This window comes from Streptomyces sp. NPDC058001 (assembly GCF_042886315.1).
Taxonomy (GTDB): Bacteria; Actinomycetota; Actinomycetes; order Streptomycetales; family Streptomycetaceae; genus Streptomyces.
The window spans coordinates 409,390-432,163 of sequence record NZ_JBHVQT010000004.1; the positions used below are offsets into that span (position 1 = coordinate 409,390).

Annotated in this window: 20 protein-coding genes; 10 read left to right on the forward strand and 10 right to left on the reverse strand. The window is 70.6% G+C overall.

Annotation, left to right across the window (positions count from 1 at the left end; all coding sequences use genetic code 11):
• The first annotated feature begins 84 nt into the window (after positions 1-84).
• Positions 85-1,203 carry a phosphoserine transaminase gene (gene serC / locus ACFVT5_RS11615; RefSeq protein WP_389884592.1) on the forward strand — a complete coding sequence of 373 codons (1,119 nt, stop codon included), beginning with the start codon at positions 85-87 and terminating at the stop codon, positions 1,201-1,203.
• A gap of 153 nt (positions 1,204-1,356) precedes the next feature.
• Here the strand turns inward: serC and ACFVT5_RS11620 are convergent, their stop codons facing one another.
• On the reverse strand, positions 1,357-2,259 hold the full coding sequence (locus ACFVT5_RS11620; protein WP_389884594.1) for an ABC transporter permease: 903 nt from the start codon (positions 2,257-2,259) through the stop codon (positions 1,357-1,359).
• Complete coding sequence (locus ACFVT5_RS11625) at positions 2,256-3,236, reverse strand: ATP-binding cassette domain-containing protein (RefSeq protein WP_389884597.1); 981 nt, start codon at positions 3,234-3,236, stop codon at positions 2,256-2,258. Before ACFVT5_RS11625 ends, ACFVT5_RS11620 begins: the two co-directional genes overlap by 4 nt.
• Positions 3,237-3,369: 133 nt before the next feature.
• On the opposite strand from ACFVT5_RS11625, the gene ACFVT5_RS11630 reads away from it, so the two are divergent.
• Together ACFVT5_RS11630 and ACFVT5_RS11635 are read left to right on the forward strand one after the other, a co-directional pair.
• Positions 3,370-4,269: a TetR/AcrR family transcriptional regulator gene (locus ACFVT5_RS11630; protein ID WP_389884600.1), complete on the forward strand. Its 900-nt coding sequence runs from the start codon at positions 3,370-3,372 to the stop codon at positions 4,267-4,269.
• Complete coding sequence (locus ACFVT5_RS11635) at positions 4,266-4,718, forward strand: PPOX class F420-dependent oxidoreductase (protein ID WP_389884603.1); 453 nt, start codon at positions 4,266-4,268, stop codon at positions 4,716-4,718. Before ACFVT5_RS11630 ends, ACFVT5_RS11635 begins: the two co-directional genes overlap by 4 nt.
• Positions 4,719-4,732: 14 nt before the next feature.
• Here the strand turns inward: ACFVT5_RS11635 and ACFVT5_RS11640 are convergent, their stop codons facing one another.
• Positions 4,733-5,722, reverse strand: a complete 990-nt coding sequence (locus ACFVT5_RS11640; protein ID WP_389884606.1) for a WD40 repeat domain-containing protein — start codon at positions 5,720-5,722, stop codon at positions 4,733-4,735.
• Between the two features lie 222 nt (positions 5,723-5,944).
• Here ACFVT5_RS11640 and ACFVT5_RS11645 point away from each other — a divergent pair, with 222 nt between their 5' ends.
• The 3 genes from ACFVT5_RS11645 (at position 5,945) to ACFVT5_RS11655 (ending at position 8,315) form a co-directional block, all read left to right on the forward strand.
• On the forward strand, positions 5,945-6,616 hold the full coding sequence (locus tag ACFVT5_RS11645; protein ID WP_389884609.1) for a GDSL-type esterase/lipase family protein: 672 nt from the start codon (positions 5,945-5,947) through the stop codon (positions 6,614-6,616).
• A 71-nt stretch (positions 6,617-6,687) separates the two neighbouring features.
• Positions 6,688-7,269 carry a Uma2 family endonuclease gene (locus tag ACFVT5_RS11650; protein WP_389884612.1) on the forward strand — a complete coding sequence of 194 codons (582 nt, stop codon included), beginning with the start codon at positions 6,688-6,690 and terminating at the stop codon, positions 7,267-7,269.
• Between the two features lie 56 nt (positions 7,270-7,325).
• Positions 7,326-8,315 carry an aldo/keto reductase gene (locus ACFVT5_RS11655; RefSeq protein WP_389884615.1) on the forward strand — a complete coding sequence of 330 codons (990 nt, stop codon included), beginning with the start codon at positions 7,326-7,328 and terminating at the stop codon, positions 8,313-8,315.
• A 135-nt stretch (positions 8,316-8,450) separates the two neighbouring features.
• Here the strand turns inward: ACFVT5_RS11655 and thpR are convergent, their stop codons facing one another.
• The 3 genes from thpR to ACFVT5_RS11670 are packed head-to-tail and all read right to left on the reverse strand — an operon-like array spanning position 8,451 to position 10,884.
• Positions 8,451-9,023 carry an RNA 2',3'-cyclic phosphodiesterase gene (gene thpR, locus ACFVT5_RS11660; protein ID WP_389884618.1) on the reverse strand — a complete coding sequence of 191 codons (573 nt, stop codon included), beginning with the start codon at positions 9,021-9,023 and terminating at the stop codon, positions 8,451-8,453.
• Between the two features lie 31 nt (positions 9,024-9,054).
• Positions 9,055-10,419 (reverse strand): MFS transporter, encoded by a 1,365-nt coding sequence (locus ACFVT5_RS11665; protein ID WP_389884621.1) that lies wholly within the window; start codon positions 10,417-10,419, stop codon positions 9,055-9,057.
• Positions 10,420-10,446: 27 nt separating this feature from the next.
• On the reverse strand, positions 10,447-10,884 hold the full coding sequence (locus ACFVT5_RS11670) for a MarR family winged helix-turn-helix transcriptional regulator (RefSeq protein WP_389884624.1): 438 nt from the start codon (positions 10,882-10,884) through the stop codon (positions 10,447-10,449).
• Positions 10,885-11,028: 144 nt separating this feature from the next.
• Here ACFVT5_RS11670 and ACFVT5_RS11675 point away from each other — a divergent pair, with 144 nt between their 5' ends.
• Positions 11,029-11,304, forward strand: coding sequence for a ribbon-helix-helix protein, CopG family (locus ACFVT5_RS11675; protein WP_389884627.1), 276 nt, complete (start codon positions 11,029-11,031; stop codon positions 11,302-11,304).
• Here ACFVT5_RS11675 and ACFVT5_RS11680 read toward each other — a convergent pair.
• Positions 11,274-12,728 carry an NCS2 family permease gene (locus ACFVT5_RS11680; protein ID WP_389884630.1) on the reverse strand — a complete coding sequence of 485 codons (1,455 nt, stop codon included), beginning with the start codon at positions 12,726-12,728 and terminating at the stop codon, positions 11,274-11,276. The genes ACFVT5_RS11675 and ACFVT5_RS11680 overlap by 31 nt on opposite strands.
• Before the next feature lie 168 nt (positions 12,729-12,896).
• On the opposite strand from ACFVT5_RS11680, the gene ACFVT5_RS11685 reads away from it, so the two are divergent.
• Together ACFVT5_RS11685 and ACFVT5_RS11690 are read left to right on the forward strand one after the other, a co-directional pair.
• The gene (locus tag ACFVT5_RS11685; protein WP_389884633.1) at positions 12,897-13,169 is read left to right on the forward strand and encodes a DUF2530 domain-containing protein; all 273 of its coding nucleotides are present in this window, start codon (positions 12,897-12,899) and stop codon (positions 13,167-13,169) included.
• 103 nt (positions 13,170-13,272) lie between these two features.
• Complete coding sequence (locus ACFVT5_RS11690) at positions 13,273-15,678, forward strand: HAD-IC family P-type ATPase (protein ID WP_389884636.1); 2,406 nt, start codon at positions 13,273-13,275, stop codon at positions 15,676-15,678.
• Positions 15,679-15,706: 28 nt separating this feature from the next.
• On the opposite strand, the gene ACFVT5_RS11695 is transcribed toward ACFVT5_RS11690, so the two are convergent.
• The 3 genes from ACFVT5_RS11695 to ACFVT5_RS11705 form a co-directional block, all read right to left on the reverse strand.
• Positions 15,707-16,540, reverse strand: coding sequence for a DUF5707 domain-containing protein (locus tag ACFVT5_RS11695; protein WP_389884639.1), 834 nt, complete (start codon positions 16,538-16,540; stop codon positions 15,707-15,709).
• A 140-nt stretch (positions 16,541-16,680) separates the two neighbouring features.
• Positions 16,681-19,893 (reverse strand): sacsin N-terminal ATP-binding-like domain-containing protein, encoded by a 3,213-nt coding sequence (locus tag ACFVT5_RS11700; protein ID WP_389884642.1) that lies wholly within the window; start codon positions 19,891-19,893, stop codon positions 16,681-16,683.
• A 102-nt stretch (positions 19,894-19,995) separates the two neighbouring features.
• Positions 19,996-20,916, reverse strand: a complete 921-nt coding sequence (locus ACFVT5_RS11705; RefSeq protein ID WP_389884645.1) for a DUF3027 domain-containing protein — start codon at positions 20,914-20,916, stop codon at positions 19,996-19,998.
• A 436-nt stretch (positions 20,917-21,352) separates the two neighbouring features.
• Between ACFVT5_RS11705 and ACFVT5_RS11710 the strand changes: the two genes are divergently transcribed.
• Positions 21,353-22,753 (forward strand): MFS transporter, encoded by a 1,401-nt coding sequence (locus ACFVT5_RS11710; protein WP_389884648.1) that lies wholly within the window; start codon positions 21,353-21,355, stop codon positions 22,751-22,753.
• Positions 22,754-22,774: the final 21 nt, after the last annotated feature.

Here is a 22,774-nt window from a genome sequence, read left to right on the forward strand (position 1 = left end):
AGGCACCGTCCGTGGGGTGACACCCTCGTCTCATCCCACGGACAGCGCACCCGGGTGCGCTCGGCGAGCGGCTAGGCTCGTTCCGTGGCTGAGATCCAGATTCCCGCTGACATCAAGCCCGCGGACGGCCGTTTCGGCGCGGGCCCCTCGAAGGTGCGTACGGAGGCGCTGGACGCGCTCGCCGCCACCGGTACCTCTCTGCTCGGCACCTCCCATCGGCAGGCCCCCGTCAAGAACCTGGTCGGCCGGGTCCGCGAGGGCGTACGCGACCTGTTCGCGCTGCCCGACGGGTACGAGGTGATCCTGGGCAACGGCGGCTCGACCGCCTTCTGGGACATCGCGACACACGGGCTCATCGAGTCCAAGTCGCAGCACCTGTCGTTCGGCGAGTTCTCGTCGAAGTTCGCGAAGGCCGCGAAGCTCGCGCCCTGGCTCGCGGACCCGACGGTCATCGCATCGGACCCGGGTACGCACCCGGACCCGGCGGCCGAGGCGGGCGTCGACGTGTACGCCTTCACGCACAACGAGACCTCGACCGGTGTCGCGATGCCCATCAAGCGGGTCTCCGGCGCGGACGAGGGGTCACTCGTTCTGGTGGACGCGACGTCCGGCGCGGGCGGTCTGCCCGTGGACATCGCCGAGACCGACGTGTACTACTTCGCGCCGCAGAAGTCCTTCGCGTCCGACGGCGGTCTGTGGATCGGCGTGTTCTCGCCCGCCGCGATCGAGCGTGCCGAGCGGATCCACGCGAGCGACCGGCATGTGCCGGAGTTCTTCTCGCTGCCCACGGCGATCGACAACTCCCGCAAGAACCAGACGTACAACACCCCCGCGCTCGCCACGCTGTTCCTGCTCGGCGAGCAGCTGAACTGGCTGAACGGCCAGGGCGGTCTCGACTGGTCGACGCGCCGCACGGCGACGTCCGCGCGGACGCTGTACGGCTGGGCCGAGGACATCAAGTACGCGAACCCGTTCGTCACGGACCCGGCGAAGCGGTCGCAGGTCATCGGCACCATCGACTTCGCGGACGACGTGGACGCGGCGGCGGTCGCCAAGGTGCTGCGCGCCAATGGCATCGTCGACACCGAGCCGTACCGCAAGCTCGGCCGCAACCAGCTGCGCGTGGCGATGTTCCCGGCGATCGACCCGGCGGACGTCGAGGCGCTCACGAAGTGCGTGGACTACGTCATCGAGCAGCTCTGACCGAGGGCGCCCGAGCGCCTGTTACGGGGACGGGGTGGACGGCACCGGTGGGTGCCGCCCACCCCGTCCCCGTACCCACACCCGTACAGACACCCGTACGCACCCCCGTACGCAGCTCCCCGTACGCGCACCGGTGCACGTCACCCGTGTACGTCACCGGCTCAGCCGCTGGAACCTCCGTACCGCCAGCGGCAGGAATATCGCGGTGAGGACCAGCGGCCACACCACCGCCATCAGCGGACCGTTCTGCTCGATCCAGGAGGTCCCGCCGCCGACCGGGCTGCCGAGGAGTTCGCGGGCGGCTATCGCGGTCGAGGAGACCGGGTTCCAGGCGGCGACCCAGCCGAGCCAGTCCGGCATGAGCTGCGGGGCGACGAAGATGCTGGAGATCATCGTCAGCGGGAAGGCGACCGCGAACAGGTTGCCCGCCGCCTCCGGGTTGGGCACCAGGAGGCCGAGCCAGACGCCGACCCAGATCAGCGCGAACCGCAGCAGCATCAGCAGTCCGAACGCCCCGAGGACACCCAGCGGACCGTCCGGCCGCCAGCCCATGGCCAGCGCGGTCAGCATCAGGATCGCCAACTCGGCACAGGCGACCAGGAGATCGGTCATGCCCCGCCCGTTGACGACCGCGGACGGCGCCATCGGCATGGAGCGGAACCGGTCGATCACGCCCTTGGTGCTCTGGGTGGCGACGATCACCGCGGTGTTGATGAAGCCGAAGGTCATCGTCATGACGAACATGCCCGGCATCAGGAAGTCCCGGTAGTCGCCGCCGCCGGGGACGACCATCGCGCTGCCGAAGACATAGCCGTACAGGAGCACCGAGATGATCGGGAAGCCGAGTTGCCAGGCGATGAAGGCCGGCTGGCGGCGGAAGTGGGTGAGGCCCTGGCGCACCAGGTTCCAGGAGTCGGCGACCGCCCAGTACAGGCGGCCGTGGGAGTCGCCGGGGGCCGCGCCGAGCCGGTCGTCGTCGGTCGCCCCGCCCGCCCCCGCCGCCCCCGCCGTCCCGGCCGCCTTCGTCGCCTTGGCCGCCTTCGTCGTGACGCTCATGCCTTCCCCTCCGTCCGGTGTCCCGTCAGGGTCAGGAACACGTCGTCCAGGCTGGGTCGGCGCAGCCCGATGTCCTCGACGGCGACACCGTCGTCCTGAAGGGTGCGGGCCACCTCGGTGAGCGCGGCCACGCGATCGGTGACCGGGGCGTGCACCCGGCGCTCGGTCTCGTCGGTGCCGGGTTCGCCGTCGCTGACCCGGGCGACGGCCTTCACCGCGCGCGGGATGTCGGCGGCCTCGGCGACGACGACCTCGATACGGTCGCCGCCGACGGTGTTCTTCAGACCGTCCGGGGTGTCGTCGGCGATGGCCCGCCCCTGGTCGATCACGGTGATGTGCGAGGCGAGTTTGTCGGCCTCGTCGAGGTACTGCGTGGTCAGCAGCACGGTGGTGCCGGCCGCGACCAGGTCCCGGATGGTGTCCCAGACCTCGCCCCGGCCGCGCGGATCGAGTCCGGTCGTCGGCTCGTCCAGGAAGAGGACGTCCGGTGTGAGGATCACCGAGGCGGCGAGGTCGAGCCGCCGGCGCATACCGCCGCTGTACTTGGCGACGCCCAGGTCGGCGGCGTCCGCGAGGCCGAATCGGGCGAGGAGTTCGGTCGCGCGACGGGCGGCGCGGTGCCCGCCGAGGTGGAAGAGCCGGCCGAACATCTCCAGGTTCTGGCGGCCGGTGAGGACCTCGTCCACCGCCGCGTACTGACCGGTGAGACCGATACGGCCGCGCACCGCGCGCGGGTCCTTCGCCACGTCGAGCCCGGCGACCCGGGCCCGGCCGCCGTCCACTCTGATCAGGGTGGACAGGATGCGTACGGCGGTGGTCTTGCCCGCGCCGTTCGGCCCCAGGAGGCCGTGCACCGTGCCCGCGCGGACGGCGAGGTCGAAGCCGTCCAGGGCCCGTTTCTCGCCGTACCGCTTCTCCAGCCCCTCGGCTCTCACCGCGTACCCGTCCGGGTAGCCGCCCTCGCGCAACGTGCTCATCCCCTCCATCGGCTCCAACCCTCCGTCGGCTCCGTCGACCGATCACCCGACCGATCACCATCAACTGAGTACACCGTACTCTATTGAGAGTACACCGCACCCAATTCAGGTTGCCACCGATTAAGCTGGACCCATGGCGAGCAAGGCGAGCAAGGGCCCCACGGCGGGCGCCACGGCGGATCCCACGACGGGCGTTACGGCGGACCCCACGGCGGGCGCTACGACCGGCAAGGACAGCGGCAAGGACGGCAGCGACGGCAGCGCGCCCCGCAGCGGCAGCGGTGACATCCAACGCACCCTGGAACTGCTCTGGGACACCGGCCACCGTCCCAGCCGGGGCCCCAAACCCGCGCTCACGCTGGACCGGATCGTGGACGCGGCGACCCGGATCGCGGACGCCGAGGGGCTGGACGCCGTCTCGATGCGGCGCCTGTCCACCGAGCTGGGCACCGGCACGATGTCCCTCTACCGCTACATCCCGGGCAAGGCCGAGCTGCTCGACCTGATGCTGGACCGGGTGCAGGCGCCGGCCGAGGAACCTGAGGCGTTCGACGCGGGATGGCGCGAGGCGCTGGAGATCAGGGCCCGCGAGATCCTCGCCCTCTACGAGCGGCACCCCTGGCTGCTCCAGGTCAACCAGGCCCGGCCGGTGCTCGGCCCCGGCTCGATGAGCGGCCTGGAGAAGATGATCGGCAGAATCCGCCCGATGGGCCTGACCGACCCCGAGATGCTGTCGGTGATCCTCCTGGTCGACGGGTATGTCACCGGGGTCGCGCGGACCCATGTGCACGAGGTCGAGGCGGAGCAGCGCACGGGTCTGACGGACGCCGAGTTCTGGCTTGCGCAGGAACCTCATCTGGCGAAGGTCATGACGAGCGGGCGTTATCCGCACATGGCGACGCTGTCCGAGGACACCTTCGGGCCGGACTTCGACCACTTCACGTTCGGACTGGAGCGGATCCTCGACGGACTGGAGCTGATGGTGGCCGGCCGGATGACAGACGGCTCGTCACGTGCCTCCATGGACTCATGACGACAGCACACGAACCGAGCGGGGCGCTGACCCCGTTCGTGAAGCGGTACGCGGCCCTGCTGACCAGCCACAAGCGCGACGGCACCGGGGTCGGCACCCCGGTCAACATCGCCGTCGAGGGCGACCACGCCTTTGTCCGTACGTACGGCAAGGCGTGGAAGGTGAAGCGGATGCGCAACAACCCCGAGGTGGAGCTGGCCCCGTCCACCGTGCGCGGCAAGCCGACCGGACCCGAGGTGAAGGCGCGGGTACGGGAGTTGGACGAGGGCAGCGACGAGTTCCGGCACGCGGCCAAGGTGATCCGCCGCAAGTACCCCGTGACGCACGGCGTAATCGTCTCGCTGGCGCACAAGATCCAGCGGGACAAGGACGTGTACTACGAGGTACGGCTGCGGACTCCGGAGGCGGCGGGCGACACGGCACCGGGCCGGGCGCCCGGGAACTCCTAGCCTCTCGGGAACTCTTAGCCTCTCCGGAGCAGCCGTTTCAGCCCGAAGACCACGGCGAGTCCGACGGCCAGGGCGAGGGCGCCCACCTTGAAGTCGGCGGTCATCCCGTCGGCGCCGGAATCCGCGCCGTCGCCCTTCGGGTCGCTCCCGTCCGCCGAAGCCCCGCCCTCGGCGCCCGGCACCTTCCCCGGCTGCACCGCCGACTGCTCGCCCTCGCTCCCGTACAGGAGGGTCGTTCCGTCGGGTGTGTACGTGACGGACTCGCCCTGGCCCTGGAGGGGGACGCTGAGCCGCCCCTGCCGCTTGGGCTTGCCGTCCTGCCAGGAGAACAGGACACCGCCGAAGTAACCGCGCAGCGCCAGATGGGTGCCGTCGGGTGAGAACGCGCCGTCCGTCACCCACAGATCGGTCGCCGCGATCCGCCGGAACACGTTGGTACCGGTCGTGGACAGCTGGGCCGGGCCCTCGTACAGGGAGCCGCCGTCCTCCTTCTTGTCGGCGATGTAGACCCGCCCGGTCTTCGGATGCACCATCAGCGCCTCGGCGTTACGGGCGCCGTCCGCGTACCGCACGTCGTACTGCGTGGCCTTGACGGTCTGGTCGCGCAGCTCCTTCGGCTCGGGGAGCGTGTAGATCCACACGTGGTCCCAGGAGCCGTCGAGGTTGTCGCCGATGTCGCCGACGTAGAGCTTTCCGTCGGGGCCCAGCGAGATGGCCTCGACATCGCGGGGGCTGCCGACGCCGCTCATCGTCACGGTGGCGACGGTCTCACCGGTGCGGGCGTCGACCGCGTACAGATACGCGCCGTCGTCGCTGTCGTTGTGCGTCCAGTAGACGCCCGGGTGAGTACGGGACGCGGCAAGCCCGCTGGACTCGGTGATCCGCGGATCCTTGAGCGTGAAGCCACCGGCCCCGATGTCCTCGGCCGAGGCGGAGGCGGGGATGAGCGGAATGGTCAGGGCGGCGAACAGCACGACCCCAGCAGCCGACAGATACGAACGCATGCCCCAAGATTGCCATCCCACTGGGCGTTCGGGCCTTGGAGGTGTCGGGTGCGGGAGGTAGGGGGTGCCGGGGGCGGCACCGCAGCGAGGGGTTCCCTTAACAGCGAGGGGTTCCCTTAACGACGGTGGGCGTTCGGAGTCCTGCGGAGCCGTGAGATGCGCCATGTACCCCCACCGCCCCTGCCGCCCCCACCGCCCCCACCGATCCGCCATGATGACCCGATGCTCAGGTTCATGTTCGTCGGCGATTCTCAGACCATCGGTAGCGCGGGCGATCACACCTGGCGGTTTCGGCTGTGGGAGCACCTGCGGGAGACGTTGGACGGGCCGTTCAAGATTGTGGGGCCGCGTGAGGCGCTGTACGACATGGCGTGCGCGGAGCCGTCGTCGTACGAGTACGCCGACCCGGAGTTTCCGCGCGCCCATCTCGCCGGCTGGGGCGAGGGATGGACGCATATGGCGCCGGTGATCCGTGAGGAGATACGGGTGCGGCGGGCGGACGTCCTGCTGGTCGCCCTCGGTCTGATCGACCTCGGCTTCTACACGGACGCCCGGCAGACCGCCGAGAACGTCCGCCGCTTCGTGACCGAGGCCCGCGCGGCGAACCCGCGGATCCGGATGGTGGTCCTGCCGGTCATCCCCAACGTCCGCGCCCGCGACGACGCGGACTTCGCCGCCGAGGTCGCCCTCTTCAACGAACTCCTCGCCAAGACGGTCGCCGACCTGGACGAGCCCCGTTCCCCTCTTCTGCTCGCCTCACCGCCGTCGCAGTACGACATCGACCACGACACGTATGACGGGACCCACCCCAATGGGGCCGGTGAGCGGAAGGTGGCGGCGGCGTTCGCGAGTGCCCTGTATCAGGGGTGGGACATGGGCGGGCCGCCCGCGTAACCCATTCACCGTGCGTATCGTTGTACTGCGCGGCCATACAGGACCGAGTATGGCCGGGGAGGAGCGCCACGATGACCGTCGCAGAGACCGACAGGATCGAGATGGCCGACGGAGACATGTCAAACCTCGACGACTTGTTCGAGCAAGTGTCCGTCCCCGAGGGATACAAGGCCGAGATCGTCGGGGGAACCTTCTTTATGACCCCTCAGCGTGCTGCGCACTGGGAGATCATCCGCCGGATCGTGCGGGCGCTCGAAGACCAATTCGGCATGAACGTCAAAGTGCTGTCGGATGTCCGCATCGACTTTCCCGGCGACCAAAACATCTTCTGCCCCGACGTGGCTCTGCTCCGGCACACCGCAACGCAGGATGGCAACGGCCGATGGCATGTTGAGGACATCGAGTTCATCACCGAGGTGATCTCCCGGGGCACCGCCGCCAACGACTACGGCCCGAAGAAGGTCGCGTACGCCGAAGCCGGCGTACCCGTCTACCTGATCGCCGACCCCTACCAGGGCAGGTGCCACCTCTACTCCGAGCCCAAGGACGGCGACTACACCGTCGAGACCACCGTCACCTTCGGCCGGGACATCGACCTCGGCGGCCCCCTCGAAGGGCTCACCCTCGCCACCGCCGACTTCCCCCGCGACTGACGCGCCGGAGGCGGTTGGTCTTGCCTGGAGTGGGCTCCAGGTCGTTGGCTGGGGGAATGAAGTACACGCAGCTCGGACGCACGGGACTCAAGGTCAGCCGACTCGTCCTCGGCACCATGAACTTCGGTCCTCAGACCGACGAGGCCGACAGTCACGCCATCATGGACGCGGCGCTGGCCTCGGGGATCAACTACTTCGACACCGCCAATGTCTACGGCTGGGGCGAGAACAAGGGCCGTACCGAATCGATCATCGGCTCCTGGTTCGCGCAGAGCGGCGACCGCCGGGACAAGGTCGTCCTCGCGACCAAGGTGTACGGGAACATGGCAGGCGACGGTGACGCCTGGCCCAACCACGACAAGCTCTCCGCCGTCAATATCCGACGGGCCGTCGAGGCGAGCCTGAAGCGGCTCCAGACGGAGTACATCGACATCTACCAGTTCCACCACATCGACCGGAGCACTCCCTTCGAGGAGATCTGGCAGGCCGTCGACGTCCTGGTCCAGCAGGGCAAGATCCTCTACGCCGGATCCAGCAACTTCCCCGGCTACAAGATCGCCCAGGCCAACGAGACGGCGCTGCGCCTCGGCACCCTCGGTCTGGTCAGCGAGCAGTGTCTCTACAACCTCGCCGAGCGCCGCGCCGAGATGGAGATCATCCCGGCCGCGCAGGACTACGGGCTCGGGGTCATCCCCTGGTCCCCGCTGCACGGCGGTCTTCTCGGCGGGGTGATCCGCAAGGAGACCGAGGGCGGCCGGCGCGCGTCGGGGCGGGCCGCAGAGGCGCTGGCCGACCCGACGGCGCGCGCGCAGTTCCAGGCGTACGAGGATCTGCTCGCCAAGCACGGTCTGGAGCCGGGCGAGGTGGCCCTCGCGTGGCTGCTGACGCGGCCGGGGATCACCGGGCCGATCGTCGGGCCGCGCACGACCGAGCAGCTGGAATCGGCGCTGCGGGCGGCCGAACTCGAACTGTCGGACGAGCTGCTGAAGTCCCTGGACGAGATCTTCCCGGGTCCGGGTCCTTCCCCGGAGGCGTTCGCCTGGTAGGGGTCACCACCGGTGCACGTGGCGGTCGCGGTCGGTCATCCGCCGGCCGCTGCCGCCACGGCCACCACGAGGAACATCAGCACGAGCACACCGGCCATGATCCGGTTACGGGTTTTGGGGTCCACGTGTCCGAGGTTAACGGGCGCCTTCGAGCGGCGGTGCGGCGACCGTCTCGTAACGGGGCTGCTCCCCCGGTACGCCGCCGCGCGGCAGGTTGCTGCGGACCAGGGCCAGCTCGCCCACGGTCCACTCGCTTCCGGTGAATCCGTCGAGCCCGGCGACATACGGGCCGAAGTCGACGGGGGCCATGCGGCTGCGGGCCAGCGAGAGGTGCGGGCGGAACCGGTGGTGTTCCTCGGTCGGCAGCCCCGCATGGCGCGCGGCGGCCTCCGAGCGGTCCGCGAGGTGCCGCAGCGCGCGGGTGTCCCCGGCGACCCCGGCCCACAGGGACCGCTCGCCGAAGAGGCCCGCGCCGCGCAGGGCGAGGGGGAACGGCGCGGTACGGTGCGCGGCCCGCGTCAGCCGTTCGGTCAGCTCCGGTACGGCGTCGTCCGGGACCTCGCCGTAGAAGGCAAGGGTCAGATGCCACCCCGGCCGCCCCGTCCACCGCAGATCACCGGCGCCCGGGAATGCGAGCAACGGGTCGACGGCCCGCCCGAGTTCGGCGGTCACGGGGGCCGGCGGCAGAACGGCGGCGAAGAGTCTCATGCCGTCAGTCTTCCGGGTGACCGGAGTACCGTCACGCCGCTGGTGCCAGTTCCTCTCTCGGTACGAACTGGACGTGTTGCCGGCCCCTGCGCAGGTCGACTTTCAGGCGGAGGTTGGCCGCTCTTGCCAGGATGAGGCCGATGGCCAGGGCCGCGAGGGCGCAGACCAGGCCGCCCACCGCGAAGCTCAGGCGGACCCCGTACGCGTCCGTGAGCCAGCCGAACAGTGGGCCGCCCAGGGGGGTGCCGCCGACGAAGACCATCATGAACAGGCTCATCACCCGGCCCCGCATCTCGGGATCCGTCCCCATCTGGACCGAGGAGTTGGCGGTGACGTTGGTCGTCAGGCCGACGATGCCGATCGGGACCAGGAGTAGGACGAACAGCCAGAGCGAGGGCGCGAACGCCGCCGCGACCTGGAGGACGCCGAAGAGGACGGCGGCCCCGACCAGGACCCGCAGCCGTGAGGTGGCGCGCCGCGCGGCGAGCAGGGCGCCGACGACCGAGCCGACGGCCATCAGGGTGTTGAACATGCCGTACATCCCCGACCCGCCGTGGTAGACGTCGTCGGCGAAGGCGCTCAGCCAGATCGGGAAGTTGAAGCCGAAGGTGCCGACGAATCCGACCAGGACGATCGGCCAGATCAGCTCCGGGTGCTTCGAGACGTACTGAAGGCCCTCGCGGAGCTGGCCCTTGCCGCGCGGGGTGCGGGGCGTGTGGTGCAGTTCGGCGGTTCTCATCAGCATCAGGCCGGTGAGGGGGGCGATGAACGACAGGCCGTTGGCGAGGAACGCCCAGCCGGGTCCTACGGCGGCGGTCAGCACGCCCGCGACGGCGGGGCCGAGCAGTCGCGCGGACTGGAAGTTGGCGGAGTTCAGGCTGACCGCGTTACGCACCTGCTCGGGGCCGACCATCTCCGAGACGAAGGACTGCCGGGTCGGGTTGTCGACCACGGTGACCAGGCCGGTGAAGAACGCCGTTATGTACACGTGCCAGACCTCGACGTTGCCGCTGAGGGTCATCACGGCCAGGAACAGTCCCCCGAGACCCATCGCGCCCTGGGTCATGAACAGCAGCCGCCGCTTGGGGAACCGGTCGGCTATCACCCCGCCGTACAGCCCGAAGAGCAGCATCGGCAGGAACTGCATCGCCGTGGTGACACCCACGGCGGCGGACGAGCCGGTGAGACTGAGGACCAGCCAGTCCTGGGTGATGCGCGCCATCCAGGTGCCGGTGTTGGAGACGACGGCGCCCGAGGCGAAGAGCCGGTAGTTACGTATCTTCAGCGAGGAGAACATGCTGCCGCGCCGGGTGGGCGCGGGGTCGCCCGGTATACCGGGCTGGTCGGGGTCGGGCAAAGGTGCGGGTGCGGAGTCTGCTCCGGGTCCCGTACTCAAAAGCGTTCGCCTCCTGGGCGTCGAGGGTCAGAGGTGGGCGAGCTTCTCCAACACGGGGGCGGCGGCGCGCAACTTCGCCCACTCGTCCTCGTCCAGGTCCTCCACCAGGCCGGCCAGCCACGCGTTCCGCCGGCGGCGGCTCTCTTCGAGCATGGCCTCGGCTCGCTCGGTCTGCGTGACGACCTTCTGGCGGCGGTCCTCGGGGTGCGGCTCCAGCTTGACCAGATCCTTGGCTTCGAGCAACGCGACGATGCGGGTCATCGACGGCGGCTGCACATGCTCCTTGCGGGCCAGCTCACCCGGCGTCGCGGAGCCGCAGCGGGCGAGGGTGCCGAGCACCGACATCTCGGTCGGGCTCAGCGACTCGTCCACCCGCTGGTGTTTGAGTCGGCGCGACAACCGCATCACCGCTGAGCGCAGCGCGTTCACGGCGGCTGCGTCGTCGCCATGGCTAAGGTCAGGCATAGTCTTTAGCGTAACTCATTACTCTCTCTAAAGACCACCGCGATACGCGTGAGTCCGCACACTTCATCTCACCATCACCCGTACGAGTGAGTCGGATGCGGAAAGTGACCCATCGCCGGGGTCGGGGCGGCGACCCTCGTCCCTATGGGGACCACAGTGCTCAGCCTGCGGATAGACGAGGAGCTGCTCGAACGGCTCCGGCGGCATGCCGCCAGAAGGGGAATGAGCGTCCAGGACTATGTCGTCGGGACGCTCATTCGTGATGACTTCGACGCGCGGTTCAGCGCGGCCGTCGAGGAGACGGAACGGTTCTACGGGACGTCCCCGGAGCCACTCCCGGCCGAGGACCCCGGCCGGGGGACGGCCGCCGGGCAGCCCGGCACCGTGCCTCAGGTCAGCCCGAGCGCCGGCATCAGGTAGTAGAAGCCGAAGACCGCCGACACCACGTACATCGCGACCGGCACCTCGCGCGCGCGGCCCGCCGCCAGGCGCAGCACCGTGAAGGTGAGGAAGCCCATGCCGATGCCATTGGTGATCGAGTAGGTGAACGGCATCATCACCATCGTCACGAACGCCGGTATCGCGATCGTCCAGTCGTCCCAGTCGATCTGCCGGATCGAGCCGGACAGGATCAGGAAGCCGACCGCGAGCAGCGCGGGGGTCGCCGCCTGGGACGGCACCATCGTGGCGAGCGGGGTCAGGAACAGCGCGACGGTGAAGAGGCCGCCGGTGACGACGTTCGCGAAGCCGGTGCGCGCGCCCTCGCCGACGCCCGCCGTGGACTCCACGAAGCAGGTGGTCGCCGATGACGAGGAGGCGCCACCGGCGGCGACGGCGATGCCGTCCACGAAGAGCACCTTGTTGATGCCGGGCAGATTGCCCTCGGCGTCGGTCAGCTTGGCCTCGTCGCTGATGCCCATGATCGTGCCCATCGCGTCGAAGAAGCACGACAGGAGCACGGTGAAGACGAAGAGGACGCCGGTGAGGACGCCGACCTTGTCGAAGCCGCCGAACAGACTCACCTTGCCGACCAGGCCGAAGTCCGGTGTGGCGACCGGGCTGCCGGGCCACTTGGGCGTCGTCAGACCCCAGGACGGCACCTTCGCGACCGCCTCGATGATCACCGCGAGGACCGTCATCGAGACGATGGAGATGAGGATCGCGCCGGGCGTCCTGCGCACCAGCAGCGCGAGGGTGAGCAGGGTGCCGAGGACGAAGACCAGGATGGGCCACCCGTTGAGGTGTCCGTCGCCGCCGAGCTGGAGCGGCACGGTGGTGTGGGCGGCGTCCGGGATGCGCGAGACGAAACCGGAGTCGACCAGGCCGATCAGCATGATGAACAGGCCGATACCGATCGCGATGCCCTTGCGCAGCCCCAGCGGCACCGCGCTCATGACGCGCTCTCGCAGCCCGGTGGCGACCAGGAACATCACGACGAAGCCCGCGAGCACGACCATGCCCATCGCGTCGGGCCACGACATCCGGGGCGCGAGCTGGAGGGCGACCACCGTGTTCACGCCGAGTCCGGCGGCCAGCGCGATCGGCACATTGCCGATGACGCCCATCAGGAGGGTGGTGAAGGCCGCGGTGAGGGCGGTGGCGGTGACCAGCTGGCCGTTGTCGAGGTGGTGCCCGTACATGTCCTTCGCGCTGCCGAGGATGATCGGGTTCAGCACGATGATGTAGGCCATCGCGAAGAAGGTGGCGAAGCCGCCACGGATCTCCCGGGGGACGCTGGAGCCCCGCTCGGAGATCTTGAAGAAACGGTCCAGCCCGTTGGTGGGCGACTGGGGCGCAGGCGGCTCGGCCGCTGCGTCGACCTTGGCGGTGGCCGAGGGGGACATGCGTAACCTCAGTTGTATGTTCGTACGAAGAAAACGGGCCATTCCGGAACCGGTTCAGTATGAACATATCAAGGGGGTCAACGCCATCTCCGCGCGTAGACAGGCACATGGACAGGCGCTGTACGGGGCTCCGACAGGGACCCGGTAAGGCCCCCGTAAGCTGTGCGCATGGAGAAGTGGACCCCCCGGCACGAGGCGCCGGAGCCCCTGGAAGGCCCCGTGGTGCCCACCATCGTGGGCGGCACGATCCTCTGGTTCGTCCTCTTCCTCGCCCAGCTCCCCTTCTACGGCTGGTTCGACGACCACGGGCACCTGTGGTGGCTGTGGACCTGCCTGGCCGGCGGCGGACTCGGACTGATCGGGATCTGGTACGTGCGCAAGCGGGACGCGGCCATCAAGCGCGACGCCGCCACCCGGAACGCGCCCGCGTCTCAGGGTTGAGTACACCCACAGGACCGCCTTTCGCGAAAATTCCTCCTCCCGTGGTCGGATCTTTGGGGCCCCCGGCGGGTGAACCGCACTTTCGTTACGTACCGTCAGAGGCATGACGCATATCGACGCGGGCGCCGAACTCGATCCCGTACATCCGGTGCCGATACCTGTCGCCCTCTCGGCGACCGGTCTGAGCACGGCCGAGGTCGCCGAACGGGTGGCCCGGGGCGAGGTCAACGACGTCCCCGTCCGCAGCTCCCGCTCCACCAAGGAGATCGTCCGCGCGAACGTCTTCACCCGGTTCAACGCGATCATCGGCGTGCTCTGGGTGATCATGATGTTCGTCGCGCCGTTCCAGGACAGCCTCTTCGGCTATGTGATCCTCGCGAACACCGGCATCGGCATCATCCAGGAGCTGCGGGCGAAGAAGACCCTGGACAGTCTCGCCGTCATCGGCGAGGCCCGGCCGACGGTGCGCCGGGACGGGACCGCCAGCGAGATCTCCACCTCCGAGATCGTGCTCGGCGACGTCATCGAGTTCGGGCCGGGCGACAAGGTCGTCGTGGACGGCACCTGCGTCGAGGCGGACGGCCTGGAGATCGACGAGTCGCTGCTCACCGGTGAGGCCGACCCCGTCGTGAAGCAGCCCGGTGACGCGGTCATGTCCGGCAGCTTCGTCGTCGCGGGCGGCGGCGCGTTCACCGCGACGAAGGTCGGCCGAGAGGCGTACGCGGCGCAGCTCGCCGAAGAGGCGTCCCGCTTCACGCTCGTCCACTCCGAGCTGCGTACGGGCATCTCCACCATCCTCAAGTACGTGACGTGGATGATGGTCCCGACCGCGATCGGGCTGATCATCAGCCAGCTCGTCGTCAAGAACAACAACTTCAAGGACTCCGTGGCGCGGACCGTCGGCGGCATCGTGCCGATGGTGCCCGAGGGGCTGGTGCTGCTGACGAGCGTCGCCTTCGCGATCGGCGTCATCCGGCTCGGCCGGAAACAGTGCCTCGTGCAGGAACTTCCCGCCATCGAGGGTCTCGCGCGCGTGGACACCGTCTGCCTCGACAAGACGGGCACGCTCACCGAGGGCGGCATGGACGTCACCGAGCTGCGCGCCCTGAACGGCTCGGACGAGGGGTACGTCCACACCGTGCTCGGCGCCCTCGGCGCGTCCGATCCCCGGCCCAACGCGTCCCTCCAGGCCATCATCGACGCCTACCCGGACGCCACCGGATGGCGCTGCACCGAGTCGCTGCCGTTCTCGTCGGCCCGTAAGTACAGCGGCGCGAGCTTCGGCGAGAGCGACGGGGACACCAGCACCTGGCTGCTCGGCGCGCCCGATGTGCTGCTGCCCGCCGATGATCCGGCGCTCGCCGAGATCGAGCACCTCAACGAGCAGGGTCTGCGGGTCCTGCTGCTCACCCGCGCCACCAAGGAGCTGGACGACCCCGAGGTGAAGGAGGGCGCCCGGCCCACCGCCCTGGTCGTCCTGGAGCAGCGGCTGCGGCCCGACGCGGGCGACACCCTGCGCTACTTCGCCGACCAGGACGTCCGCGCCAAGGTCATCTCCGGCGACAACGCCGTGTCGGTCGGCGCGGTCGCCGGGAAGCTGGGGCTGCCGGGCGCCGCGAACACCGTCGACGCGCGGACCCTGCCCGATGAGCGGGACGCGATGGCTGAGGCCCTGGACGAGCACACCGTGTTCGGCCGGGTCACGCCGCAGCAGAAGCGGGACATGGTCGGCGCGCTCCAGTCCCGCGGGCACACCGTCGCGATGACCGGCGACGGCGTCAACGACGTGCTGGCGCTCAAGGACGCCGACATCGGTGTCGCGATGGGCTCCGGGTCCGAGGCGACCCGCGCGGTCGCCCAGATCGTGCTGCTCAACAACAGCTTCGCGACGCTGCCGTCCGTCGTCGCGGAGGGCCGCCGCGTCATCGGCAACATCACGCGCGTGGCGACACTGTTCCTGGTCAAGACGGTGTACTCGGTGCTGCTCGCGATCTTCGTGGTGTGCTGGCAGGTCGAGTACCCGTTCCTGCCCCGGCATCTGACGCTGCTGTCGACGCTCACCATCGGCGTCCCGGCGTTCTTCCTGGCCCTCGCGCCCAACAAGGAACGGGCCCAGCCCCACTTCGTACGGCGGGTGATGCGGTACGCGATTCCGGGCGGTGTCATCGCGGCGGTCGCGACCTTCGTGACGTATCTGGTGGCCCGGCACCACTACAGCGGGGCCGGCTCCCTCGACGCCGAGACCAGCGCGGCGACCCTCACGCTGTTCCTGATCTCGATGTGGGTGCTTGGCATCATCGCCCGCCCATACACCTGGTGGCGGGTCTGCCTGGTCGCCGCGATGGGCGCCGGGTTCCTGCTGGTACTGGTCGTGCCCTGGCTCCAGCACTTCTTCGCGCTGAAGCTCGTCGGGACCACGATGCCGTGGGTGGCGGTGGGGATCGCCGCGGTCGCGGCGGCCGTCCTGGAACTCCTGTGGAGAGTGGTCGACCGCCGCGTCCGGGTGTGACCTGTGTCAGGTCACCGTGTGACGTGCGTCAGTTCACCGCGACGTAGTCACCGGTGGCCTTGACGGCCGGGGTGGTCGAGGTGCCGGCGAAGACATAGCGCCAGTAACCGGAGGTGGACGCCTTGACCGTGGTCTTCAGGTTGCCCTTGGTGTCCGACTTGATCGTCTTGATCGTCGAGTAGGTGCTGCTGCCCTTCTTGCGGAACTGCAGCTGCACGGACTGCTGGGTGTAGCCCGCGTACTTCAGGGACTCCCAGTTGGCCCGGGTCAGGGCGCCGGTGACAGTGAGCGTCTTGCCCTTCTTGACGGGCTCGGGGGAGGCGTTCACGGTGAGCTTGGACGCGCGCTGAAGACGCCAGGTCTTCGCGTTGTCCTTGTCGATGTAGTCACCGTCGTTGGCCTGGGCGAAGACCGAGGTCTTCCAGCTGCCCGCTTCGGAGTTGTAGAAGTAGTCCGTCTTCACGTCGACCGTGAAGGTGCTCTTGCAGGTGGAGGTGGTCGCGTTGACCTTGGTGCACGTCGACTCGTCCTCGTTGGAGAAGACGACATTGTCGAGGTGGTCGAGGTCCGGGCCGTGCCACAGGATGATGTCCCCGAAAGCGATGCCCGTGTTGTCGGTGGCCGTGAAACTGACCGTGAAGGTCTTCTTCGTGGCGGTGCCGAGGACGACGTTCTTGCCGCCGTTGACCACGACGTTGGAAACCTTGGTGTCGCCGTAGGAGTCGTCCGCCGGGCCCTGGGCCGCGAACGGAGTCACCCTCTTGGTGACGGCACCCGGGCCGTCCGCCTGCGCAGCGGGCACGGTCAGGGCGGTCAGGGCCAGAGCGCCGGTCACGACGGCGACAGAGGCACGTATGCGCATGGGTTCCCCAGTTACAGAGTCGTCGGTGGAGTCTGGTGACTCCACAGACGAGACCTGCGACGGGTGTAAACGGTTGTACACGGATGTGCAGATTGTATGAATCGAGGTTTGGGTGACGGTGCCGGTGACGGTCGGGGTCGTCAGTCGAACCAGCGGTCGCGGGCCAGTTCGTCGGTGCGGGACGGGTCTTCGAGGAGGGCGGCCACCTCGAAGCGGCGGGGCCACTGGCCCGCTGCCCAGGCGAGGCCCGCGGCGACGCCCTCCAGGGTCGCGGCGTGCACGGTGCCGTCCGCCGTCCGGTGCCAGTCCAACTCGACCCCGCCGACGAGGAGTTCCTCGTGCTCGGTGTACGTGACCGGGGTCGCGGGACCGAGCAGCGTACGGACCGACCCGGGCACCGGATGCTCCACGCCGTCACCCGTGACCTCGGCGGTGACCGTCTCGCCGAGGCGTCGTACCTGGAACAGTTCGGCGAGGTCGGCCGCGCGGGACGGGCGGACCGGGAGCAGCGGGACGCCGGTGGCGAGCGGCAACAGGTCCGGTGAGTCGGCGACGACGGCGTCCGCCGCGTCCACCACCGTGACCCGGCCGTCCACGACGGCCCGCAGCTCCTCCGGGAGGGTCACCTGTTCGGGGTCGAGGTCGGCCAGCGCACTGTAGAGGGCGTGGAGTTGGGCGGCCGTGACATCCCGGTCGGGGTCGGCGAGCCGGTCGAGGAGTTCGGCGGCGCCGCCGGGCTCGTCAAGGAGCGCGGCGACCGAGGTGCGGACGCCGAGGGCACGCAGGACCTGCTCGTCGTCGAAGCCCGCAGCGTCCGCCGACTCGTACAGACCGGCGAGCAGCGGGTCGCCGCCGGCCGAGCGGAGTCCGGCGGGCCTGCGCCCTTCGAGCACGGGGTGGCCGCGCAGCCACCACGCGGTGTACGGGCGGACAATCTCCGTGGTGCCGTCGGGCAGCAGGATCCGTACGGGCTCGGTGAGCGCGTCGCGCAGCGGTGGGCGGGAGAGCAGCGCGAGCGCCTGCGGCCAGCGGTCGTCGTCCACCAGGTCGAGGTCCCGTACGGCGACGATCTCGGTGGCGACCGGCGGGACCGGTGTGTCCGGGAGCCGGTCGAGGACGTCCTCGCACCAGACGTCGACGGCGTCGAGCAGCCCGGGATCGTCGGGCTGGGCGAAGTCGCCTTCGCGGGGCTCCAGTTCATCGGGGTCGAGGACGACATCGGTGGCGCGGACGAGCGCGAAGTCGGCGAGGACTCCGCACGCGGCCAGGGGCTGTTCTCCCCAGCGGTCGGCCAGTTCCCCGTCCACCGCTTCGATCTCGCCCTCGCGCAGAACGGAGGCGAAGGCGCTACCGGGCAGCACCAGTTCACCGGCCGGGGCGAGTTCGCCGGACTCGTCGGCGAGGGCGAGGGCGCCGAGCCAGGGCTCGTCACCCGGTTCCAGACCGGCGTCCCGGACCAGCGCGAGGACGACCTCGGCCAGTTCGTCGGCACCGAGCGCCCCCGTACCGTCCTCGTCGAGCGCCCAGGTGTCGTCGTCGAGGGATGCCGCGACGGCGGCGCGTACCTGCGGGGTCGTCAGTACGGAGCGGGGTGTGGCGGGGAGCGCGCCGAGCTTTTCGAGCAGCGGATGGACGGCGTCCGGATGGGCGACCTTCAGACCGAGCCGGGCGAGGGACGCCGGTCCGGTGAGATCGTCGGCGCCGCTCACGCCCGGCGCGGGCAGCAGGATCTGCCGGGGCCCGATCCTGGTCGAGCCGTCGGCGAGCGGCACGGGCAGGCCGCTGAGCCGGTCCGGGTCGACGCCCGCGAGGCTGTCGTACAGGCGCCACCACCACTCGGGTTCGCGCTCCAGACCCGCGAGCCGGTCGACGGCCTCGGTCAGCGGGACGCGGGCGACCCCGAGGGTGCGCAGTTCGACGCGGCGTTCGAGCCCGGCGGGCAGCAGGCCGGTCAGCACCTCGGCGAGGACCCGCACGGTGTCGGCGCCGGCGCCCTCGACCACCTCGGCGTCACGGGGGCGCAGGGCGGTGCCCTCGGACGCGGTCGCCGATACGGGATCCCCGTCCAGTGCGTCGAGACGTTCCCAGTCCTGGGGCACTTCCCCATCGGGCCGGCCGGGCAGGGCGGGCGGCAGGAAAGGGGTGCGGGGCAGTCGTGCGAGGACCGCCTGTCGCAGGGCGCCGTCCAGCTCGCCCTTGCCGAGCGGCCCCGGCACCAGGTCGATGACGCCGGGCCCGACGGGGCGCCAGGCGGCGAGGAGTTCGGCGTACGCGTCGGCGGCGCGGTCCACCAGGAAGTCGGTCAGCGCGCCCGGCGCCGCGTGCCGCCGGGTGGGGTCCAGCGGAAACGACGCGATGAGCAGCGCCGGGACGCCGAGGGCCTCGTCGCTGGGGGTCGGGGCGTGTACGACCGGTGCCGTACGGGGCCGTTGCGGGGCGCCGTCGCCGTCGACCGGGACGGCCCAGGTGACGGACCAGAAGGGCCGTAGCCGCTCCTCGACGGGCCGCCCCACCAGCAGCTCGGACGCCAGCGAGCCGTGCCGTGCGACGGTGCGCCAGCGCGAGATCCCGTCCCGGGTGTCCTCCACGACCGTGTAAGGCTCCGCGAGGCGACGGCGCAGCGTACGGACCGCTCCCCCGGCCTCCACGACGACCTCCTCCAGGCCCGGCAGGGCGAGCAGCAGCGCGTCGTCCACGGCGTCGAGCAGCCGCTCCACGAGATCCCGCGCGGCGGCGTCCCGCAGCGGCAGGATCACGACCGTGTCGTACGGGTCCGGGGCGGTGCCCTCGGCGGGGAACGGGAGCCTCAGCAGCGGGACATGGCCGTCGCGGCGGCGCAATTCCTCGGTGAGTCCGGGGCCCCCGGCGGCTCGCTGCGCGTGCTCGGCGGCGAGGGCGCGGGCCTCGGCGAGCGACCAGCGGACGCCTCCGGAGCGGCCGACGACGGCGGGTTCGTCGGAGACGGCGAGCACGGCGGCGAAACCGACACCGAACCGGCCGACGGCGCCCTGCGGCGCGTCGTCGCGCTTCGCCGACGCGCGCAGCGTGGCGAGGGATTCGACACCGGCCGCGTCCAGCGGGGCGCCGGTGTTGGCGGCGACGAGGACGTCCTCGTGGAGCGTGAGGCGGAGCCGGCCGGGGGCGCCGGCGCGGGCCGCGGCGTCGGCGGCGTTCTGCGCCAGTTCCACGACGAGACGGTCCCGGTAGCCGCCGAGCGCGAGGTCCTCCTCGGCGTTGGCGTCCTCACGGAACCGCGCGGGACTGGCGCCCCAGGCGTCGAGCACCCCGCGCCGCAGCCGGGCCGTCCCGAACGGGTCCGCCCCTTCGGGGGCCGGCCGCACGAACTTGCTCACGGGTCACTCCTTGTCGCGGGACGCTCGGGACGCTGCCCTCGCTCGGCACAGGGCCGACGCTACTCGCGTCAGCGCCCGAAGGTACCGCGCCCCGGGGTGACCTCAGGAATGGCCCAGTTCCTCGGCAGGCGAACCCGTCTCGACGGAGCCCGAGTCCGGCTCGGGGCGCAGCGGGAGCACGTCCACCTGGGTCTCGTCGATCACCGGCGGGGCGGGCCGCGGCGGCACCGGCATCACGGCGGCCTCCGAGTGGCCCCCGCAGCCGTACGAGAGGGAGACCAGATGACCGTCGGCGGGCGAGAACTCGTTCGCGCAGACCCCGAACGCCTGCCCGAGCGAGCCGCCGATCGGCGCGAGGAACCCGCAGGACACACAGGTCGCGGGCGCGGCCTGTGCCATCTGCGTCTTCGCGCCGTACGACTCCTCCCAGCGGTCAGCGGCGATGTGCAGCCCGTACCGCGACAGGACGCGGGCGCGGCGCATGCCCAGTTCCTCGGCGACGGACGCGATCGAGCCACGGGACGGCACGACGGGGAGCACGGCGGGTGAACCGGCGGTCAGATCGGCGTCCTCGGCCTCGGCGAGTTCCGCCATCTCCTCGGACACGGCCGCGTTCGGCACGGGCTCGTCCTCGCCGGTGTACCCGGGTTCGAGCCGCAGGTCGTCGGCCTCGGTGGGCAGCAGGTCACCGGGCCCCAGGTCACCGGGGCGCAGCCGCTCGCTCCACGGCACCCACTCCGGCGCGAGCAGCGCGTCGGAGCCGGGCAGCAGGACGGTCTCGTCCAGCGTGACGACCTTGGCGCGGGACGCGCGGGCGACGGTCACGGCCCACCGCCAGCCCCGGTACCCGGGCTCCTTGCATTCGAACAGGTGGGTGACGACCCGGTCGCCCTCGGCGAGCGTCGCGACATGTTCGCCGACGACACCAGGCGCCGCGGCCTCCTCGGCCGCGTCCCGGGCAAGCCCCACCGCCTCGGCGCACAGGCGGTCGGGGGTGCGGCTTCGCGTTGTCGCTGCGCTCACAGGTATCGCTTCTCTCCTACGCCGTCTGACGGGTGCGCCCCCCGGACGGAAGAGCCGGAACCATCGGGAACACGGACGGAGCGGACCGGAGGGCCGCGTCGACGTCCGCGCCCGATCGCCTCGGGCGCGCCTACATCATCCATTCTGCGCGATGACGGAGAGGCGCGCGGCCAAGACCAACCGCCGCAGGCGCGCTACGCACGCTACCCCCTCCGGGGCGCTGGGCCCACACCGGCGTACGGCGCCGTGTCCTTCTTGTTGTCCTGCTTGTTGTCCGGTCCCTTGTTCTATGGTCCCTCGTCGCCCGACCCCTCGTCTCGTCGTCCGGTCCCTCTTCGCCCGGCCCGCGGTACGGCTACGGCCGTTCAACCCCCGTGCCACCGCCGTACGCGCGGCAACCGCACTACGAACGAGGTTCAGGGGGCACTATGACGGGGTGGCAGCGGCGAGGTCGTCCCGTTCAACCGGCGGATCCGGTCCGGTCCGCCGGGCCGCACGCGCGGTCGGACATGCCGTGCGGATGCCGTTCACGAGCGCCGCGCGGGGAGTCCGCAAGGCGACGCACGCGCACGGCGCCGGCGAGTCCGGGCTCGGCAAACTGATCGAGCTGCACGCCGTGAACGGCGCCGGCGACGTCATGATCACCGTGGCCCTCGCGTCCACGGTGTTCTTCTCGGTGCCGACCGACGAGGCACGCGGCCGGGTCGCTCTGTACCTCGCGGTCACCATGGCCCCCTTCACCCTCCTCGCCCCCGTCATCGGCCCGCTCCTGGACCGGCTGCCGCACGGGCGCCGGGCGGCGATGGCGGGCGCGATGTTCGCCCGCGCCCTGCTCGCGCTGATCCTGTCGGGCGCGGTCGTCACGGGCAGCCTGGAGCTGTATCCGGCGGCGCTCGGCGTACTGGTCGCGTCGAAGGCGTACGGCGTGGTGCGCAGCGCCGTCGTACCCCGGCTGCTGCCGCCCCGGTTCTCGCTGGTCAAGGCCAATTCGCGGGTCACGCTCGGCGGCCTCCTGGCCACCGGTGTCGCGGCCCCGATCGGCGCCGGGCTGCACATGCTGGGCGTGCGCTGGCCGCTCTACGGTGCCTTCGTGATCTTCGTCGCGGGCACGCTCCTGTCGATATCGCTGCCCCGCAAGGTCGACTCGGCCCGGGGCGAGGACAGGGCACTGCTCGCCGCCGACGAGGACCATCTGCGCGGTTCCCTCACGAGGAATCCGACGAAAAAGGCCCGCCGCCCCGGACTGCGCACGGTCGGCCCGGCCGTCACCCACGCGCTCGGCGCCAACGCGGCACTGCGCTGTCTCTCCGGGTTCCTGATCTTCTTCCTGGCGTTCCTGCTGCGCGAGCATCCGCTGACCGGCCAGAGCGCGGCGGTCTCCCTCGGTCTGGTCGGGGTCTCGGCGGGCGCGGGCAACGCGATCGGTACGGCGTTCGGCGCGTGGCTGAAGGCGCGGGCGCCTGAGGTCATCATCGTGACCGTCGTCGCCGGCGTCCTGGGCATGGCGATCACGGCGGCGGTGTTCTTCGGCGCGGTCCTGGTGGCGTGCCTGGCGGCGGTCGCGGGCTTCTCGCAGGCGCTGGCGAAGCTGTCCCTGGACGCGCTGATCCAGCGGGACGTGCCGGAGACGGTACGGACGTCCGCGTTCGCCCGGTCCGAGACGCTGCTCCAGATGGCGTGGGTGGTGGGCGGCGCCATCGGGATCGCGCTGCCGCTGAACGGGGTCCTCGGGCTCTCGGTGGGCGCGGCGATCGTCGCCACCGGTTGGCTGACCACCGCGAAGGGCCTGCTGAGCGCGGCCCGACACGGAGGCGCGCCCCGCCCGCGCGTGGCCTGACGGCACGTCCGCCCACGACCT

Excerpts from the sequence above, each read along its gene's own strand:
- ACFVT5_RS11620 (WP_389884594.1), bottom strand. The coding sequence starts at position 2,259 with ATGAGCGTCACGACGAAGGCGGCCAAGGCGACGAAGGCGGCCGGGACG.
- ACFVT5_RS11625 (WP_389884597.1), bottom strand. The coding sequence starts at position 3,236 with ATGAGCACGTTGCGCGAGGGCGGCTACCCGGACGGGTACGCGGTGAGA.
- ACFVT5_RS11630 (WP_389884600.1), top strand. The coding sequence starts at position 3,370 with ATGGCGAGCAAGGCGAGCAAGGGCCCCACGGCGGGCGCCACGGCGGAT.
- ACFVT5_RS11635 (WP_389884603.1), top strand. The coding sequence starts at position 4,266 with ATGACGACAGCACACGAACCGAGCGGGGCGCTGACCCCGTTCGTGAAG.
- ACFVT5_RS11640 (WP_389884606.1), bottom strand. The coding sequence starts at position 5,722 with ATGCGTTCGTATCTGTCGGCTGCTGGGGTCGTGCTGTTCGCCGCCCTG.
- ACFVT5_RS11645 (WP_389884609.1), top strand. The coding sequence starts at position 5,945 with ATGCTCAGGTTCATGTTCGTCGGCGATTCTCAGACCATCGGTAGCGCG.
- ACFVT5_RS11650 (WP_389884612.1), top strand. The coding sequence starts at position 6,688 with ATGACCGTCGCAGAGACCGACAGGATCGAGATGGCCGACGGAGACATG.
- ACFVT5_RS11655 (WP_389884615.1), top strand. The coding sequence starts at position 7,326 with ATGAAGTACACGCAGCTCGGACGCACGGGACTCAAGGTCAGCCGACTC.
- thpR (WP_389884618.1), bottom strand. The coding sequence starts at position 9,023 with ATGAGACTCTTCGCCGCCGTTCTGCCGCCGGCCCCCGTGACCGCCGAA.
- ACFVT5_RS11670 (WP_389884624.1), bottom strand. The coding sequence starts at position 10,884 with ATGCCTGACCTTAGCCATGGCGACGACGCAGCCGCCGTGAACGCGCTG.
- ACFVT5_RS11675 (WP_389884627.1), top strand. The coding sequence starts at position 11,029 with ATGGGGACCACAGTGCTCAGCCTGCGGATAGACGAGGAGCTGCTCGAA.
- ACFVT5_RS11680 (WP_389884630.1), bottom strand. The coding sequence starts at position 12,728 with ATGTCCCCCTCGGCCACCGCCAAGGTCGACGCAGCGGCCGAGCCGCCT.
- ACFVT5_RS11685 (WP_389884633.1), top strand. The coding sequence starts at position 12,897 with ATGGAGAAGTGGACCCCCCGGCACGAGGCGCCGGAGCCCCTGGAAGGC.
- ACFVT5_RS11690 (WP_389884636.1), top strand. The coding sequence starts at position 13,273 with ATGACGCATATCGACGCGGGCGCCGAACTCGATCCCGTACATCCGGTG.
- ACFVT5_RS11695 (WP_389884639.1), bottom strand. The coding sequence starts at position 16,540 with ATGCGCATACGTGCCTCTGTCGCCGTCGTGACCGGCGCTCTGGCCCTG.